Source organism: Methylobacterium sp. 2A (genome assembly GCF_009806555.1).
Lineage (GTDB): Bacteria > Pseudomonadota > Alphaproteobacteria > Rhizobiales > Beijerinckiaceae > Methylobacterium.
The window spans coordinates 1-16269 of record NZ_VUOK01000009.1; the positions used below are offsets into that span (position 1 = coordinate 1).

Genomic DNA, 16269 nt, shown 5'->3' on the forward strand with positions numbered 1-16269 from the left:
GAACGCACCGCCGCCATGACCCCGTGGCTGTGCGACTACAACAGCCGCAGGCCTCACTCGGCTCTCGGTGGACAACCACCCACAAGCAGGCTCCCTAAGGACAACCTCCTTGGAAACGACATCTAGAGCCGCCCTGGGACGTTCATCCCTTGCGACCCCGCCCCCGTGCCAGAGGGGCATGGACGCACCGAGGCGGGTGTTGCGCCCGATGCTCGCTGGAGACCGGCCATGACAAACCGCGATATCATCGTCATCGGCGGATCGTCGGGTGCGACCGCACCGCTCAAAGTGATCCTCGGCGCTCTGCCCGCAGATCTGCCGGCGGCGGTCTTCATCGTCGTGCACATCCCGGCTCGCAGCCTCGGCCTGCTCGCGACCGTCACGGCCGCGGCCGCGCACATGCCGGTCCACGCCGCAAGCGACGGCATGACGATCGCGCCCGGCAACATCTACCTCGGCGTACCCGACCATCATCTGATCGTGCGCGACGGACGGATGATGCTCGGCCGTGGTCCCCGCGAGAACATGGCCCGCCCGTCCATCGATCCGCTGTTCCGCTCGGCCGCGGCGGCCTACGGCTCCCGCGTGATCGGCGTGTTGCTCAGCGGCTTGCTCAATGACGGCGCAGCCGGTCTGGAGGCGATCAAGCGCTGCGGCGGGGTCGCGATCGTCCAGGACCCCGCGGACGCGATCGCCGATGAGATGCCGCTCAGCGGGATGGCGGCAGTCTCCGTCGACCTCGCCGTGCCGAGCGCCCGCCTCGGCGACATCCTGTCCGAACTCGTGCAGGAGCCGGCCGGACCGCGCCTGCCGGTGCCGCCTGAGATTCGCCTGGAGGTTGACATCGCCGCGGGCGAGCGCGTCGACAGCGATGTCTTACGCCGCATCGCCGATCCCGCGGCGCTGACCTGTCCGCATTGCAGCGGCGTCCTGTCCAAGGTTCGCGATGCCAAGCCGCTGCGCTTCCGCTGCCAGGTGGGTCACGCCTACACGGCGGAGGTGGTCGCCAAGGAGCAGGAGAATGCCGTCGACGAGGCGCTGCGCGTCGCCCTGCGCATCATCGAGGAGCGGGCCGAACTCGTCGCCCGCATGGCGCAGGACGGGCGGACCTCCGGACGTCCGGCCGTGGCGGAGTTGTACGAGGAGCGGGCTGCCGAGTACCGGAACTATGCAGAGACGATCCGCCGAGCGGTCCTGCTCTCCCTGCCGCAGCCCGAATCGTCCGGCAGCGAAGGGGCGCAGGAGGAATAGGAGGCGGTGTTTCCATCGCACGGCAATCTTGCCGTAGCAGGAGGGCCCGAGACTTTCTACACGAAGCGCATGGAGCGGCATCGCCACTCTCTCCGCATCTCACAGCACGGCGATTCAGAATGTCCCAGGTCGATGCGAGCCCGTCACGAGCAAAAGTCTTCGTGGCCCTCAGCGCGTCGGCTGCAAGCACCGGATCGTTGCAGCGCGTCCTTGCCGGCCTGCCGCGGCTGGACGGCTTGGCGGTGATCATCGCCCTGCAGCACCGGAGCGCCCTCGATGAAGATGGCTTCCGGCACGCTTTGTCGAAGGCGGGTCGTGAGCTCGCGGACATCCGGGACGATGCCCTCGTCGAGGGCGGACGCACCTACCTGATCGGCGCCGACCTTGTCGTGAGCGTCGAGAGCGGGCGCTTTCGCACCCGTCCCGCCGAACAGGTCGGGGGCCGGGGCATCATCGACAGCTTCCTCGTCTCGCTCGCTCGCGACGAGGACGGGCGCAGCATCGCCGTTGCGCTGGCGGACACGGACGGGGACGGAACGCTCGGCTTCAAGGCGATCAAGGAGGCGGGCGGCCTGACGCTCGCCGAGGAGACCAGGGAGGCCAGAGCCGGTGAGCTCACCTCCAGCGATAGTCCGGCGGCGCTGGCCGACGCTGTGCTGCCCATCGACGCCCTCGTCGAGCGGGTAGCGTCCGCCGCCCGCCAGATCGACGCTGAAGGCATCGCCACCCCGGCCGCATCCAAGGCCGCGCTCACGGCCATCGCAGGAGTACTGCGCAACAGGACCGGCCACGACTTCCACGGCTACAAGCCCGGGACCTTCCTGCGCCGGGTCCAGCGCCGGATGCAGGTTCTCTCGACGGAGAAGGTCGAGGATTACGTCGAGCTTCTGCGCAGCCAGTCCGAGGAGGCGCAGGAGCTCTTCAACGATCTCCTGATCGGTGTCACGCAATTCTTCCGGGACCCGAAGGAGTTCGAGATCCTCGAACGGGAGGTCGTCCCGAAGCTGTTCGCCGACAAAGGGCGGGACGATCAGATCCGGGTCTGGGTAATCGGCTGCTCGACCGGCGAGGAGGCCTACTCGCTGGCGATCCTGCTGCGCGAGCACATGGCCACCCTGGACGCCGTGCCCCAGGTCCAGATCTTCGCGACCGACCTCGACGGCCGCGCCCTCGCCTCGGCCCGGGCCGCCCGCTTCGCCAGCACGATCAGTGAGTCCATGTCGCCAGAGCGGCTGGCGCGCTGGTTCGTGAAGGAGGGCAACACCTACTGTCTTGTGAAGGAGCTGCGCGAGATGTGCATCTTCTCACAGCACTCGATCATCAAGGACGCGCCGTTCTCCCGGCTCGACCTGATCTCGTGCCGCAACCTGCTGATCTACCTCGACGCCGAGTTGCAGAGCCGGGTCATCCCACTGTTCCACTTCGCCCTGAAGCCCGAGGGCACCCTGTTTCTCGGAAATTCCGAGAACATCTCGCGCCACACCGATCTGTTCGCGCCGATCGACAGCCGTTCACGCATCTTCCGCCGCCGGGAGACCGGCGCGCGCATCCTGCCGGACTTCCCGTTCACGACGCCGGACCGGCGGCCCGGCACCGCGGTCGTCGCCGAGGAGCGGGTCCGGCCGAACGGGGTGACGCTGACCCGCCGCGCCGAGCGGCTGGCGGAACGCTACGCCCCCGCTTACGTGATCACCGACATCGCCTACAACGTCCTGCACTTCTCCGGACGGACCGGGCGCTACATCGATCCGGCCGGCGGCGCCGCCAGCCTGAATCTGCTGCAGCTCGTCCATCCGGACCTGCGGCTCGACCTGCGCGCGGCCCTCACCAGCGCCGGCGAGACCGACCAGATGATGCAGATCGAGGGCCTGCAGATCGGCCAGAACGGAGCGCGCCTATCGGTCGACCTCGTGGTCGAGCCCATGCGGGACGAGCCGGATGCGCGCGGCTACTTCGTGCTGTTCAAGGACGGCGGCCCGGTGGCGGCCGCCGGACGCGGCGCCGACGCGGTCACCTCAGGCGGGCTTGAGCACACACGGCGCCTGGAGGCGGAGCTGAGCGCCACGCGCGAGCGCCTGCAGGCCACCATCGAGGAGCTGGAGAGCACCAACGAGGAGCTCAAATCCTCAAACGAGGAATACCAATCGCTCAACGAGGAGCTGCAATCGACCAACGAGGAGCTGCAGACCTCGAAGGAGGAGCAGCAATCCGTCAACGAGGAGCTGACCACGGTCAACGGTGAACTCGGTCACCGGGTCCAGGAGCTGGGACGGGCCAACAGCGACCTGAAGAACTTCCTGGAGAGCACGCAGATCGCGACCGTCTTCCTGGACAACGAGCTGCGGATCACCAACCACACGCCCGCCGTCACCGAGATCTTCCACCTCATCGAGACCGATGCGGGCCGGCCGATCGGCCACATCAAGTCGCGCATCGCCTACGAGGAGCTGCAGGACGACGCCCGACGCGTGCTACGCACCCTGAGCGTGGTCGAGCGCGAGATCACCAACTCGACGACGGGCGCGCAGTACCTGGTTCGGGTCCTGCCCTACCGCAGTGTCGACAACTTCATCGCCGGCGTCGTGATCACGTTCGTCGACATCACGGAGCGCAAGCGGGCCGAGGAGCGCCAGCGTGCGAGCGAGCGCCGGCTCCTCGCTCTGGTCGAAGGCATCCCGCAGCTCGTCTGGCGCGCGGGCGAGGACGGGCGGTGGACCTGGGCGAGTCCGCAATGGGCCGCCTATACCGGCCAGACGGAGGCGCAGAGCCGCAACCACGGTTGGCTCGACGCCGTGCATCCGGACGACCGCGGACCGGCCGTCGAGGCGTGGCGCGACGCCGCGCGGGCCGGCTTGCTCAAGATGGAGGGACGCCTGCGGAGCGCGGCCGATGGCAGCTACCGCTGGTTCCAGACGCGCGCGATGCCAGTGCGTGGCGAGCGCGGCGACGTGGTCGAGTGGCTCGGCACCTCGACGGATATCGACGACCTCCGTCGGATGCAGGAGCAGCAGCAGGTTCTCGTCGCCGAGCTGCAGCACCGCACCCGTAACCTTCTCGGCGTGGTGCACTCGATTGCGCAGCAGACCCTGGCCTCCAGCGAGACGCTGGAGGCCTTCGGAACGGCATTCAACGAGCGGTTGACTGCGCTCTCACGCGTGCAGGGATTGCTGTCTCGCGCGGGAGATGAGCCGATCACGCTCCGAACACTGATCCGCACTGAGCTTGACGCGCTCGCCGCGGCCGGCCTGCAGGAGCGCGTCGTGCTGGACGGCCCAGAGGTACGCATCCGCAAGGCGACGGTGCAGACCTTTGCGCTGGCCCTGCACGAGCTGGCCACCAACGCGCGCAAGTACGGCGCCTTCGCCAACGCCCATGGCCAGCTCAGTGTGCGGTGGTGGACAAGCGACAGCGATGGGCAGGATCAACGGCTCGTGCTCGAATGGGTCGAAACCGGAATTGACCGCCCCCCCGAGATAGGACGTGCGGCTCCAAAGAACGGCTATGGCCGCGAGCTGATCGAGAACGCGCTACCGTATGCGCTCGATGCCACGACGCGCTACGAACTGGGCGAGGCCGAGGTACGTTGTCTGATCGAGCTTCCACTGGCCTGAGGTCACATCGGAGGGGCGAATGACGACCGATCCGTCGATCCATGAGCTGGACGCGTTGTCCGGCCACAAGGTGCTCGTGGTCGAGGACGACTACTTCATCGCTAGCGAGATGCGGCGGACGTTGTCGACGAGAGGCGCTGAGGTGCTCGGTCCTGTGGCGACGGTCGACAAGGCCTTGGCATTGATAGCGGCGAGTTCGGAGATTGATGTAGCCGTGCTCGACGTCAATCTGCGCGACGTCAAGGTCTTCCCGGTCGCGGATGCTCTGAAGACACGCGGCGTGCCGTTCGTCTTCGTCACGGGCTATGATGAGGCCACCATTCCCGCGCGCTACACGCATGTTCAGCGCTGTGAGAAGCCGGCGGGGATCGACACGCTCGCGCAGGTCTTGTCGAAGGAAATCAACATCCACTGAATATCTTTACAGGTCCAGCGTAGATCGAACTCAAAATTCTGGGGCAATGCCAGTGTAGGATCAAGAATCTCGGACGAGATTTTCCGGAGCCAATGCGTTCAAATTGGCTCTCCTGACCACTCCACGATCCCGGCGCGTTCTTTTCCAGCATAATCAGTTGAAAGCAGCCAAGCCGTGTCCAGCCCACATCTCTCGCTCGGAGCCGCTTAATTAGCCGGCCCGTCAAGGGAGATTCTCAACGCCTCCTTGGGATTGAGAGCAGGTGCGGCGGTGATGTCCGCTCTCATGAAGGACTGCTCGGAAGCGGACGGGCCGAAAATACACCCCAAGCGGACCAAATAAACCTCGACGGCGCAGCCCTTACGCCCACGCCACCGGCAGCTCGCTCACCTGCGTCGTGTAGCGCGGCGTCCGCATCTCGAACTTCGTGTTCCACTCCCGCCGGCTCACCAGCCCCGCCCGCGCCGGCACCACCGCGCCTCGGCCCCAACGCGCATTGCACGCGTCCATCGCCGCCATCAGCGGGCCGGATCGCTCCCGGTCTAGCGCGCCGATCAGCGCCCGCGGGCTGTGCGACAGCGGCACGAGGTCGTTCGTGACGATGCCGGCCTTGCTGTAGCGCCACGGCCGCTCCCCCGGCTCGCGCCAGGTCTTGGCCACCCCGTGCCGCGCCGCCTTGATCAGCGCCAGCGTGTCCGAGCTGTGCTCCGGCAGGCTCACCGTCGTCGAGACCGAGCGCATCGGCGCGCCCCGGTCGTGCTCGCTCGTGTGGTAGAAGACCGTCACGTGATCCGTGCCCAGCCCCTCCCGCCGCAGCTTCTCGCCGAGCCGCGTCGCGTGGGCGGCCACCGCCTCCTCCAGGGTGGCGCGATCCTCGATCCGGCCGGAGAACGAGCGCGTCACCGCGCAGCCCTTGCGCCGGGCCGGCACCAGCTCCAGCGGCAGGCAAGCCAGCCCGCGCAGCTCGTGGATGATCCGCTCGCCCACCACGGTCAGGCCCTTGCGCACCGGTCGTGGGTCGAGGTCGCGCAGGTCCGCCACGCTCTCGACGCCCATCGCATCGAGTTTGGCCAGCGAGGCCCGGCCGATGCCCCAGACCTCGGCCACGGAGATCCGGCACAGCCAGTGCGCGTAGGCCTCCGGATCGGTCAGGTCGCACACGCCGCCGAGGTCCGGCACGGTCTTGGCGATGTGGTTGGCGAGCTTGGCCAGCGTCTTGGTCGAGCCGATGCCGACGCAGGTCGGGATGCCGGTCCAGGCCCGCACGGTGGCGCGCAGATCCCGGGCGAGCTCGACCCGGAGCGCCGGCGCCACGTCGGTGAGGTTCAAAAAGCTCTCATCGATGGAGTAGATCTCCACCTGGGGGCTGAACTGCCGGTAGACCGCGTTGGTGCGCCCCGACATGTCGCCGTAGAGCGTGTAGTTCGACGAGAACACGCGCACGCCCTGCGCCCGGCACAGGTCGCGGATCTTGAAGTACGGATCGCCCATGCGGATGCCGAGCGCCTTGGCCTCGCTCGTGCGGGCGATGGCGCAGCCGTCGTTGTTCGAGAGCACGATCACCGGCACCCGGGCGAGCCTGGGATCGAACACGCGCTCGCACGAGCAGTAGAAGCTGTTGCCGTCGATCAGCGCCACGGCGCGTCCGCCGCCGATTCGGTCGCGTAGCCGGGCCTCTTGCGTGCTCACGCGCGCTGGCCGCGGGCGATGTGCCAGCGGATCGAGAAGCGGACCACGCCCCAGATCACGCCCTCGCCGAGTTCCTCGACCGCGAAGGCGGGCAGGTCCGGGTTGCAGAAGGCCAGCCGCGCGACGTTGCCCTCGATGACGAGGCGCTTGCACGACATCTGGCCGTCGATCGCCGCCACGACGATGCTGCCGTGGGAAGCCTTGAGGCTGCGGTCGACGCAGGCGAGGTCGCGGTCGAAGATGCCGGCACCCTCCATGGAGGATCCGCTGATCCGCCACAGGAAGGTGGCGGGTGGGTTCGGCACGAGCCAGCGCGGCAGCTCCAGGGCATCCTCGACGAAGTCGTCGGCCGGCGACGGGAAGCCGGCGCACAGCGCCTGGCCGATCAGCGGCACGCGGACGGCGTCAGAGCTTTCCATGAGCAGCCCGTCGATCCGGTTGAGATGCACCCGTGGCTCCGCTGTATTAGAACATATACGGAACAAACATCGCGCGGCGCGGTGGTTCGATCGGTTCGGCTCTCGGCGCCGAAAGCGCAGTGGACGGGTGTGGACAGCGGGCGAGAACGCGAACGGCGACTGCGGGTTAGGCCGACCTTCGCAGAGGTGAGGTGAGGATGGCGATGAAGACAGCGTTCGTGGTGCAGCCGTTCGAGCTGCACCGGAAGCGGCTGCGGCCAGCCAGGCAGGAGCCGGTGCACACGGAGAGCGGCGCCCTGAAGAAGGCCGAGAACCTGGCCAAGCGGATGCCCGGCGCTGCGGCGCTGAAGGTGGTGGCCGACGATGAGACCGGCGAGCTAGAGGGCGTGACGATCCTCGGCCAGTGGGGCGAGATCCCGGACGACTTCGCCGAGAGCCTGCAGGGCGGCTAGAGGTTCGGTGTGCCGCCTCTGAACTTCATGGGACATGGCCCGTTCTCATGGCTCAGCTGTCGAACGGATCACCTCATGACACGCGGTCTCGCGGCGCTCGCAGGCGCCCTATCCCTCGCCCTCGCTGGGCCAGCCTCGGCGCAAGTGGTGACAGGAGGCGCGGGGAACACCGGCGTCGCCCCGCTGGCGACGACCGGCGGCGCCGGCCGGGGCGCCAGGGATCTGGGGCCGAGCCCGATTACGCGGGGGAACGAGGCCAACCCGAGCAACTCGTCGACTCCGGGCACGACGCCCGGCATCAACATCGGCGGTACTCCGACCAGCGGACCGCCCGGGACGGGCGGCACGTCGGGCGGCCCTTCGCTCGGCCGTTAAGCCAAGTGGCTCGAAACCCGAACTTCTTCTGCGCGCGGGTGGGCGCACATCCATGATGCCGGTCAGCCACGAGCCGCCGGCCGAGGATAAGGCGCAGCGAACTTTCAGATCGGCATCCCAGGGGTCTGACCCTTCAAGGGCCGGTAGCCGGACGCCTGGGCGAATGCCACGCGATCGGCATGGTTCGCTTGGGCCGCACCGGAGCCGAGCATCAGCACGCCGCAGGAATCCACGCGCAGCGTGCCGCTCGTTGGATGCACGCCGAACGTTCGGGGTCGGTCCAGCCGAGACGGTGCGCCTCAGCGCCATACTGATCCAGGAAGGACAGCGCGTTCGCGCGGATCGCGGCCCATTTCGCCGGGGCGAGATATCGGCAGGGCGAGGCGTGCTCGGACAGGCGTTCGATTTGGTCGCGCCAGGAGGTGACGGCAGTCGGAGACTCGACGGGGGTAAGACTAGCCGACATGGCCAGCGCTGCTACTGCCTATAGGGTTAAGGATTGGTGGCCGATCTTGCGGGTCCAGGAAGTCTCGCAACGACTCTGTAAGCCGCGCAATATCTCGTGTCTCGCACTCCCAGATTATCAGCACATCCCAGCCAGCCGCCAATAGCTGTACTTCTTTGCGGATGTCACGCTCGACATTCCCGTCGAACTTCGCCTGCCAGTAGGCTCGCCGGTCAGCAGGCGTCGCCGCTCGCTTGCATCCTGAATGGCGGTGCCAGAAGCAGCCGTGAACGAACACGACCTTCCGGCGGCCGGGAAATACGAGGTCCGGAGTGCCTGGTAAGTCTCTGCGGTGCAAGCGGAAACGGTAACCGAGGTTGTGGGCCGTGGATCGCACCGCAAGTTCCGGGCGGGTGTCTTTGCCCCGGATGCCCGCCATTCGGCGCGAGCGCGCCTCAGACGTCAGCGTATCGGTCAAGCGACCGCTCGTAGCTGTTCGATGACCTGCCGGGCAACGATCTCGGCAAAGGCACACGGCAGGGCGTTTCCGACAATCTGACAGGCATGCTCGACGATGGAGGTGTCGAAGTAATAGTCCGGAGGGAACGTCTGGAGCAGGGCGGCCTCTCGCAACGAGATCGTCCTGTCCTCCTCAGGGTGACCGAACCTTCCCTTGCTGAGCGTGGTGCAGCCAGCCGTGATCGTCACGGAAGGCTCGTCCCACGACATGCGGCCGTACACGTTGGTGAAGCCGTCATAGCCGCCTCTGTGGCAGGGCGGACGGACCTCTTCGGGCATCGTCTTCCAGACGGCACCGGGCTTCGCGTGCCGGAGGCGCTCGAGATTTGCGGGGGAGAGGGAGCGCGTCACATGCCAGTCGACAGCGATCGGACCGCCCAGCGCTTTCGCTTCGCTAAACGTGACCGCTGGCCGGTTTATGCCGGCGAGCGCTTCGCGTACGGTGCGCCAAACCGGGAGTCCGGATTTGCCGGTGCGCGAATGAGTCGGGGCCGGCATGGATATGTCAAACCCCAGCCCGGCGAGTAGTACAAGACGACGTCGCCGCTGTGGAACACCGTAGTCAGCGACTTGGAGAACGGACCAAGTGCACCGATAACCCAGGTCACGGAGCCTTCTCACCAGTTCGTCGAACAGAATTTTGCCCTTGTCGACGAGGCCCGGCACGTTCTCCACCATGATAGCCCGCGGCCGCATTTCCTCGGCCAAACGAGCCACTTCGAGGACGAGTTCGTTGCGCGGATCAGCCTTGCGCCATTTGGAAGTGAGGCTGGAAAACCCCTGGCACGGCGGACAGGCGGCCAGCACATCCAGCGCCCCGCCAGCCAAGCCGAGTAGTTGCGCCCCGTCGATGGTCCGCACGTCCTGCTGGAAGACGCGCACCTCGGGATGATTGGCCTTGAAGGTCGCTACTGCGCTCGGTTCGACCTCGACCGCGGCTACGGTGCGAAAACCGGCGTCGCGGAGACCTACCGCCAGGCCGCCGCCACCAGCGAAAATCTCGATTGCGGTCGGCGTGTTCGTGCCAACGCTCATGGCTTCAACGCCAGATCGCGTTGGCGCTCCGCCTCAGCGAGGAACTCTTGATGCATGTGCTTCGTACGTCGCAGGAAAGCTGTCCACGTGATGTGTTCGACCTTGCGGTCTCGCGCGGCCGATTCGAACGCCGCCTTCGCCGATCCGCTCAAGGACACACCGTCACAAACGAGAGTGACATTAAAGCCTTTGAATAGTTTCTTGAACTCCTCATGCCCCTTGTGATCAAGAAACATGGACATGACATCGATGTATGTCTGTATCCGCTCCCATTCTTCGTTATTGATGTTGTGAGATGGGCGTTTAATCTCGATGATTTGCAATCCAAAATCATGACTAGATAAAACAAAATCAGGGCGCTTATTGCCTTTGTCGAAATCTTGTAAATTTAGATCTTCACCAGTTTCAGTCTTGTAGAATTTCTCAAACTCGACCTTGAGATTGGTCAAGCTCTGGTTCGCTGTGATGGGTGACCACTGCGGGTTGATTAACCACGGCGCTTCAGCAATGGAGTCTTGCAGTGCCTGCTCCAGGGTTTTGGCCTCGTCCTTCAAGTCCGTCAGTCGTTCGATAACCCTGACGCGCTTTTCTGCGATCATGCCGTACGAAGACAGTTCGGCGACGCGAGCCGTCCGCAGGATCTTGGCGACTACGCCCAGAGGGGCCTCAGTCTCATCTGCAGCCTCTCGAAGGGCATCGTCGAGTTGCACGTGCGGCCCCAGCATGAGGCTGAGCTGAACCAAGCTGTCGACATGCTCGGCGTCTTTAACCTCTCCCGGTCGCAAACGTTCACCCATAAGCTTAGCGATCTTCAGAGTAGTATTTCTAATAGGAGCCCACTTCGCTCCTGGAAATGCCGCTTCAACTTTGGCATTGACTTTGCCAACTTCAAGGAATTCTTCCCAAACTTTCTTCTTATATGGCTCGCGGGATAGCGTACCTACGACCTCAACGACACCCTGCCCCCACTTTTCAAAAGCATGACCCAAGTCGTCTGACCACAGGATGTCCCTCCGGTCAGTCTGTATAAGATCCTCCTCCTCATCGAGCCAGTCTGCTTCAAGCTGACCAACGAGATACGACCGGACTTGATACTCTCCGGTGAACCCTGACTTCCGATTGAACACACTGGACTGAGCTGCGATCTTGCCGCGACAGTAAATCCGGATGCCGGCCATGAGGTCGTCACGGTACGACTCCCGGGCGTACGCTACCCATCCCGTGACTGGATAGAACCGGCCGTCATGATGAATGAACCCCGCTTGCAAGGAGGTCATCGGTTTCCCGTCCGGACCGGTGACCGAGTATACGGACGCGCGCGGTGGTCTCGGCCATGGCAACCTCATAAACGATACCGTCTATTGAAGTGGTACGCCGTGCCATGTAGGCTGTCAACATAAACGGTACCGTTTAGGAGCAAGCCTTGCCGGCAATCGCGGCGTCGGTCAGAAGCGCGACCATGGGGCGTCCAGCGCTACACATGACGCCGACACAGGTGCGGCTGCCGAAGGTCGTTCGTGACCGGATCACCGACCTTGTCGGCAAGAAGGGCATGGCCGCCTTCATCCGCGAGGCCATTGAGGAGAAACTGGCGGCGACTGAGGCTCAGGCCCCTCGCAAACCATCTTCTCCCCCCAACCGCACCACCCCCAAAACAGACTAATCCCCCGTCGTCTCCGAACCCCTCGGGAAGGGGGAGGGGCGGGGCGAAAGGGTGCGGGACGCTCTGAAAATTCCCCAATCGCATCAAAGGGCACCCTTGTCCCTCACCCGAGGGGCAAGCGATTGATCTTCCTCGTCTAATGGCACTTCTGCCGGGCCCACCATCCGCTGCGTCCGCCAGCCTCTCAGACCACGCGTCAGCCCGGGACCACGCGTCAGCCCGGCCTGCCGGTGCCCGTCAGGTGGGAGCGGATCGGGCCGAGGTTGCTGATTGCGATGATCGCCGGTTCCGCGACGCCTGCCTTCACGTCGTCGTGATGCGGCGTCCTGGCGACCCGGCGGACGAACGAGCATGCCGGAACCGGCACGGTCGCGTCCGGGGCAAAATCCTCGCCGCCGGCGACGTACCGAGCGAACGCGTACCTCAAGACGCAACAGGAAGACTGACATCAGCGTCCAAGCTGTCGAGTCGATGATCCTATGACATCGATATCATGCAGACGAACAGGATCAGAAGCTCGAATGTGATCCACCCGCCGAATACGAGAATCAGTTCACGATCCGCCTTCTCGTCGATCCGCGTCGCAGCATACATAAGCGCCCCCTTACGGCCCTTCAGGCTCCGCAAGCATGTTCATCCGATGCAGCGATATTAAACTTTCAAGTATTCAATCATATTCGCGAACTCATGGCAATTGCGGATTTTGGCGGATTCGGACGGACATCAGCAACCGCCGTCGGAAGCGGCAGCGGACACGGAGATCCGGATTGCGGATCTCGCGGCGCAGCGAGTCTCATCGCGCGTTGCCCAGGACACGACGTGCAGGCATGCCGCGGATCCCGGTCCGCTTCGTTGAAACCCGAGCCCCCGCCGCGTATTCGGCCCCGGCGGCCCGGGCGGCCGCGCAGAGGACGATCCATGAAGCACGGTGCGCGCAACGACATCCCCGCCACGGTGACGGCGATCAAGCGCGGGGGCGTGATGGCTCAGGTCGAGGTGGAACTCGTCGGCACCACCTACCGCATGGCCTCGGTGATGACCGTCGACTCGCTGGAGGAACTCGGCCTCAAGGAGGGCGACACCGTGCACGTGCTCGCCAAGGCGGTGAACGTGCTGCTCGTGAAGCCGTAACGGCGCAGCCCGGTTCCGCGCGATCGGCGAGCCCGCCGCGGAACCGGTCGCCTCATCCGTCAGCCGCCGGGCCGGACCCGGCCCGTCCGAAGCGCGCGTAGAGCGCCGGCAGCACCACGAGCGTCAGCAGGGTCGCGCTGATCAGGCCGCCGATCACCACGGTGGCGAGCGGGCGCTGCACCTCCGCGCCGGTGCCGGTGGCGAGCGCCATCGGCACGAAGCCCAGGGAGGCGACGAGCGCGGTCATCGCCACCGGCCGCAGCCGGGTGAGGGCGCCTTCGCGAATCGCCGCCCGCAGCGGCTGCCCCCCGGCGACGCGCTGCTTGATGAAGGTCAGCATCACGAGGCCGTTCAGCACCGCCACGCCCGACAGCGCGATGAACCCGACCGCCGCCGGCACCGAGAGCGGCATCCCGCGCAGCCACAGGGCCGCGATCCCGCCGGTCAGCGCCAGCGGCACCGCACTGAACACGAGGAGCGCGTCGCGCGCCCGGCCGAGCGCCGCGGTGAGCAGCAGGACGATCAGCCCGAAGCAGACCGGCACCACCACGGCGAGGCGCGCCCGCGCCGAGGCGAGGTTTTCGAACTGCCCGCCCCAGCTCAGGGAGGCGCCCGCCGGCAGCGGCACCTGCGCGGCGATCGTCTCCTGCGCCTCCGCCACCAGGGAGCCGATGTCCCGGCCGCGGACATTGGCGGTGACCACGACCCGGCGGCGGCCGTTCTCGCGGCTGATCTGGTTCGGCCCCTCGCTGACCGAGAAGCGCGCCACCTGCCGCAGCAGCACGGAGGCGGCCCGGCCGTTCGGGTCCGGGGGGAGCGGGACGGGCAGGTTCTCCAGCGCCTCCCGGTCCTCGCGGACCTGATCGGTCAGCCGCACGACGATCGGCACGCGCCGGTCGCCCTCGAACACGATGCCCGCCTCCCGCCCGCCCATGGCGGCGCCGATCACCTCCTGGATCGCCCCGGTGCTGAGCCCCAGCCGCGCCGCCTCCTCCCGGTCGATCGTGATCTCGAAGACCGGCAGGCCGGCGATCTGCTCGACCTTCACGTCGTCGGCGCCCGGGATCCCGCGCAGGATCGCGGCGATGCGGTTGGCGGTCTCCAGCATCGGCCCGAAATCCTCGCCGAACACTTTTATGGCGAGGTCGCCCCGCGTCCCGGCGAGCAGCTCGTTGAAGCGCAGCTGGATCGGCTGGGAGAATTCATAGACGTTGCCGGCGAGGTCGCCGAGCGCCGCCTCGATCCGCGCCTGCAATTCGGCCTTGGACAGGGCCGGATCGGGCCACGCGGCCTGCGGCTTGAGCATCACGAAGGTGTCGGAGGAATTCGGCGGCATCGGGTCGGTGGCGACCTCGGCGGTGCCGGTCTTCGAGAACACGGTGGCGACCTGCGGGAATTTTTTGATCGCCTGCTCGACCTTGAGCTGCATCGCCTGCGACTGGGTGAGGCTGGTGGACGGGATCCGGGTGGCGTTGAGCGCGATGCTCTTCTCGTCGAGGAGCGGGATGAACTCGGTGCCGAGCCGGGAAGCCAGCAGCCCGGCGCCGGCAAGCAGCAGCAAAGCCGCCCCGACGAAGGGGGCGGGCGCCCGGATCGCCGCGTCCAGAACCGGCCGGTAGAGCGCCTTCAGGCCCCGGAGGATCGGGCTCTCCGCCTCGGTGACCCGGCCGGTGAGCGCGATGGCGATCAGGGCCGGCACGAAGGTCAGCGACAGCACGAAGGCCGAAGCCAGCGCCAGGATGACGGTGAGCGCCATCGGCTGGAACATCTTGCCTTCGACGCCCGAGAAGGTCAGGAGCGGCAGGTAGACCAGGATGATGATCGCCTGCCCGTAGAGGGACGGCTCGATCATCTCCTCGGCGGATTGGCGCACCGTCTCCAGGCGCTCCTCCAGGGAGAGCCCGCGCCCGGCCGCGTGCTGCCGCCCGGCGAGGTGGCGCAAGGCGTTCTCGGTGATGATCACCGCCCCGTCGACGATGAGCCCGAAATCGAGCGCGCCGAGGCTCATCAGGTTGGCCGAGATCTTTGCCTCGACCATGCCCGTCACGGTCACCAGCATGGCGACCGGGATGACCAGAGCCGCGATCAGCGCGGCGCGGATGTTGCCCAGCAGCAGGAACAGGACGACGATCACCAGCCCCGCGCCCTCCGCGAGGTTCTTGCCCACCGTGCGGATCGTCGCCTCGACGAGTTGCGTCCGGTCGAGCAGGGTCTCGACCACGATGCCGGGGGGCAGGGCGCGCCGGATCTGGTCGAGGCGGGCGCCGACGGCGGACGCCACCGTGCGGCTGTTCTCGCCGATCCGCATCAGGGCGGTGCCGATCACGGTCTCCCGCCCGTTCTCGCTGGCCGACCCGGTGCGCAGGTCGCGCCCGATCCGCACCGTGGCGATGTCGCGGATCCGCACCGGCACGCCGCCGCGGCTCGCCACCACCACGTCGGCGATCGCCGCCGGGCTCTCCAGGCGCCCGGCGGCGCGCACCACGTAGCTCTCGCCGTTGTCCTCCAGGTAGCGGGCGCCCTGGTTGGCGTTGTTGGCCTGGAGCGCCCGGGCGACATCCGCGAAGGACAAATCGAGGGCGGTGAGCGTCGTCGGGTCCGGCTGGACGTGGTACTGCTTCTCGAAGCCGCCGATCCCGTCGACCCCGGCGACGCCCGGCACCGCCTTGATCTGCGGCCGGATGATCCAGTCCTCGACCGTGCGCAGATAGGCGACCTGCTCCAGCTCCGTGCGGAGATCCTGGCCCTCCGGGGTCCGGTAGCTGCCATCCGGCTGCCAGCCGGGCTTGCCCGCCGGCGCGACCGCCCGCTCCCCCGGCGGCGCGTAGCGGACCGACCACATGCTGATCTCGCTCAAGCCCGTGGAGATCGGCCCCATCCGCGGCTCGACCCCGGAGGGCAGATCCTCCCGCACCTGGGCGAGGCGCTCGGCGACCTGCTGGCGGGCGAAGTAGGTGTCGAGGGACTCGGCGAAGACCGCGGTGACCTGCGAGAAGCCGTTGCGCGAGAGCGAGCGGGTGTAGTCCAGGCCCTTGATGCCGGCGAGGGCGGTCTCGACCGGGTAGGTCACCTGCCGCTCGACATCGACCGGCGACAGGGAAGGCGCCAGGGTGTTGATCTGCACCTGGTTGTTGGTGATGTCGGGCACGGCGTCGATCGGCAGCCTCGCGAGCGCGACGGCGCCGAAGCCCGCGGCCAGCAGCACGAGGAGCAGCACCAGCCAGCGCTGACGGACCGAGACGGCGAGGATGCGGCTGATCATGG

Annotated in this window: 14 protein-coding genes; 7 read left to right on the plus strand and 7 right to left on the minus strand. The window is 66.7% G+C overall.

The window, feature by feature from the left end; genetic code table 11:
- From FVE89_RS04375 to FVE89_RS04390, 4 genes are all read left to right on the plus strand, one after another.
- Positions 1-126, plus strand: a 126-nt coding sequence (locus FVE89_RS04375; RefSeq protein ID WP_160532917.1) for an integrase core domain-containing protein, incomplete at its 5' end; no start/stop codon positions are given.
- Between the two features lie 102 nt (positions 127-228).
- Positions 229-1251: a chemotaxis protein CheB gene (locus FVE89_RS04380; RefSeq protein ID WP_160532918.1), complete on the plus strand. Its 1023-nt coding sequence runs from the start codon at positions 229-231 to the stop codon at positions 1249-1251.
- 119 nt (positions 1252-1370) lie between these two features.
- Entirely contained in the window at positions 1371-4862 is a 3492-nt protein-coding gene (locus tag FVE89_RS04385; RefSeq protein WP_160532919.1) for a CheR family methyltransferase, read from the plus strand.
- 19 nt (positions 4863-4881) lie between these two features.
- Positions 4882-5277, plus strand: a complete 396-nt coding sequence (locus FVE89_RS04390; protein ID WP_160532920.1) for a response regulator — start codon at positions 4882-4884, stop codon at positions 5275-5277.
- A gap of 360 nt (positions 5278-5637) precedes the next feature.
- Here FVE89_RS04390 and FVE89_RS04395 read toward each other — a convergent pair whose 3' ends face one another.
- Positions 5638-6966: a Y-family DNA polymerase gene (locus tag FVE89_RS04395; protein WP_160532921.1), complete on the minus strand. Its 1329-nt coding sequence runs from the start codon at positions 6964-6966 to the stop codon at positions 5638-5640.
- Positions 6963-7415: a translesion error-prone DNA polymerase V autoproteolytic subunit gene (gene umuD, locus FVE89_RS04400; RefSeq protein WP_160532922.1), complete on the minus strand. Its 453-nt coding sequence runs from the start codon at positions 7413-7415 to the stop codon at positions 6963-6965. Before umuD ends, FVE89_RS04395 begins: the two co-directional genes overlap by 4 nt.
- A gap of 167 nt (positions 7416-7582) precedes the next feature.
- On the opposite strand from umuD, the gene FVE89_RS04405 reads away from it, so the two are divergent.
- Positions 7583-7837, plus strand: coding sequence for a hypothetical protein (locus tag FVE89_RS04405; protein ID WP_160532923.1), 255 nt, complete (start codon positions 7583-7585; stop codon positions 7835-7837).
- A gap of 830 nt (positions 7838-8667) precedes the next feature.
- On the opposite strand, the gene FVE89_RS04410 is transcribed toward FVE89_RS04405, so the two are convergent.
- From FVE89_RS04410 to FVE89_RS04420, 3 genes are read right to left on the minus strand one after another with little or no spacing between them, the layout of a single operon-like run.
- Positions 8668-9192, minus strand: coding sequence for a very short patch repair endonuclease (locus FVE89_RS04410; RefSeq protein ID WP_342390018.1), 525 nt, complete (start codon positions 9190-9192; stop codon positions 8668-8670).
- On the minus strand, positions 9132-10211 hold the full coding sequence (locus FVE89_RS04415) for a DNA cytosine methyltransferase (RefSeq protein ID WP_160532925.1): 1080 nt from the start codon (positions 10209-10211) through the stop codon (positions 9132-9134). The genes FVE89_RS04410 and FVE89_RS04415 overlap by 61 nt, the downstream gene beginning before the upstream one ends.
- Entirely contained in the window at positions 10208-11488 is a 1281-nt protein-coding gene (locus FVE89_RS04420; RefSeq protein ID WP_160532926.1) for a hypothetical protein, read from the minus strand. The genes FVE89_RS04415 and FVE89_RS04420 overlap by 4 nt, the downstream gene beginning before the upstream one ends.
- Positions 11489-11691: 203 nt before the next feature.
- Here FVE89_RS04420 and FVE89_RS30445 point away from each other — a divergent pair, with 203 nt between their 5' ends.
- The gene (locus tag FVE89_RS30445) at positions 11692-11874 is read left to right on the plus strand and encodes a hypothetical protein (protein ID WP_202130593.1); all 183 of its coding nucleotides are present in this window, start codon (positions 11692-11694) and stop codon (positions 11872-11874) included.
- A 214-nt stretch (positions 11875-12088) separates the two neighbouring features.
- On the opposite strand, the gene FVE89_RS04425 is transcribed toward FVE89_RS30445, so the two are convergent.
- Positions 12089-12241 (minus strand): hypothetical protein, encoded by a 153-nt coding sequence (locus tag FVE89_RS04425; protein WP_210254044.1) that lies wholly within the window; start codon positions 12239-12241, stop codon positions 12089-12091.
- A 551-nt stretch (positions 12242-12792) separates the two neighbouring features.
- Between FVE89_RS04425 and FVE89_RS04430 the strand changes: the two genes are divergently transcribed.
- Complete coding sequence (locus FVE89_RS04430) at positions 12793-13005, plus strand: TOBE-like domain-containing protein (RefSeq protein ID WP_160532927.1); 213 nt, start codon at positions 12793-12795, stop codon at positions 13003-13005.
- Between the two features lie 52 nt (positions 13006-13057).
- Here the strand turns inward: FVE89_RS04430 and FVE89_RS04435 are convergent, their stop codons facing one another.
- Complete coding sequence (locus tag FVE89_RS04435; RefSeq protein WP_160532928.1) at positions 13058-16267, minus strand: CusA/CzcA family heavy metal efflux RND transporter; 3210 nt, start codon at positions 16265-16267, stop codon at positions 13058-13060.
- Positions 16268-16269: the final 2 nt, after the last annotated feature.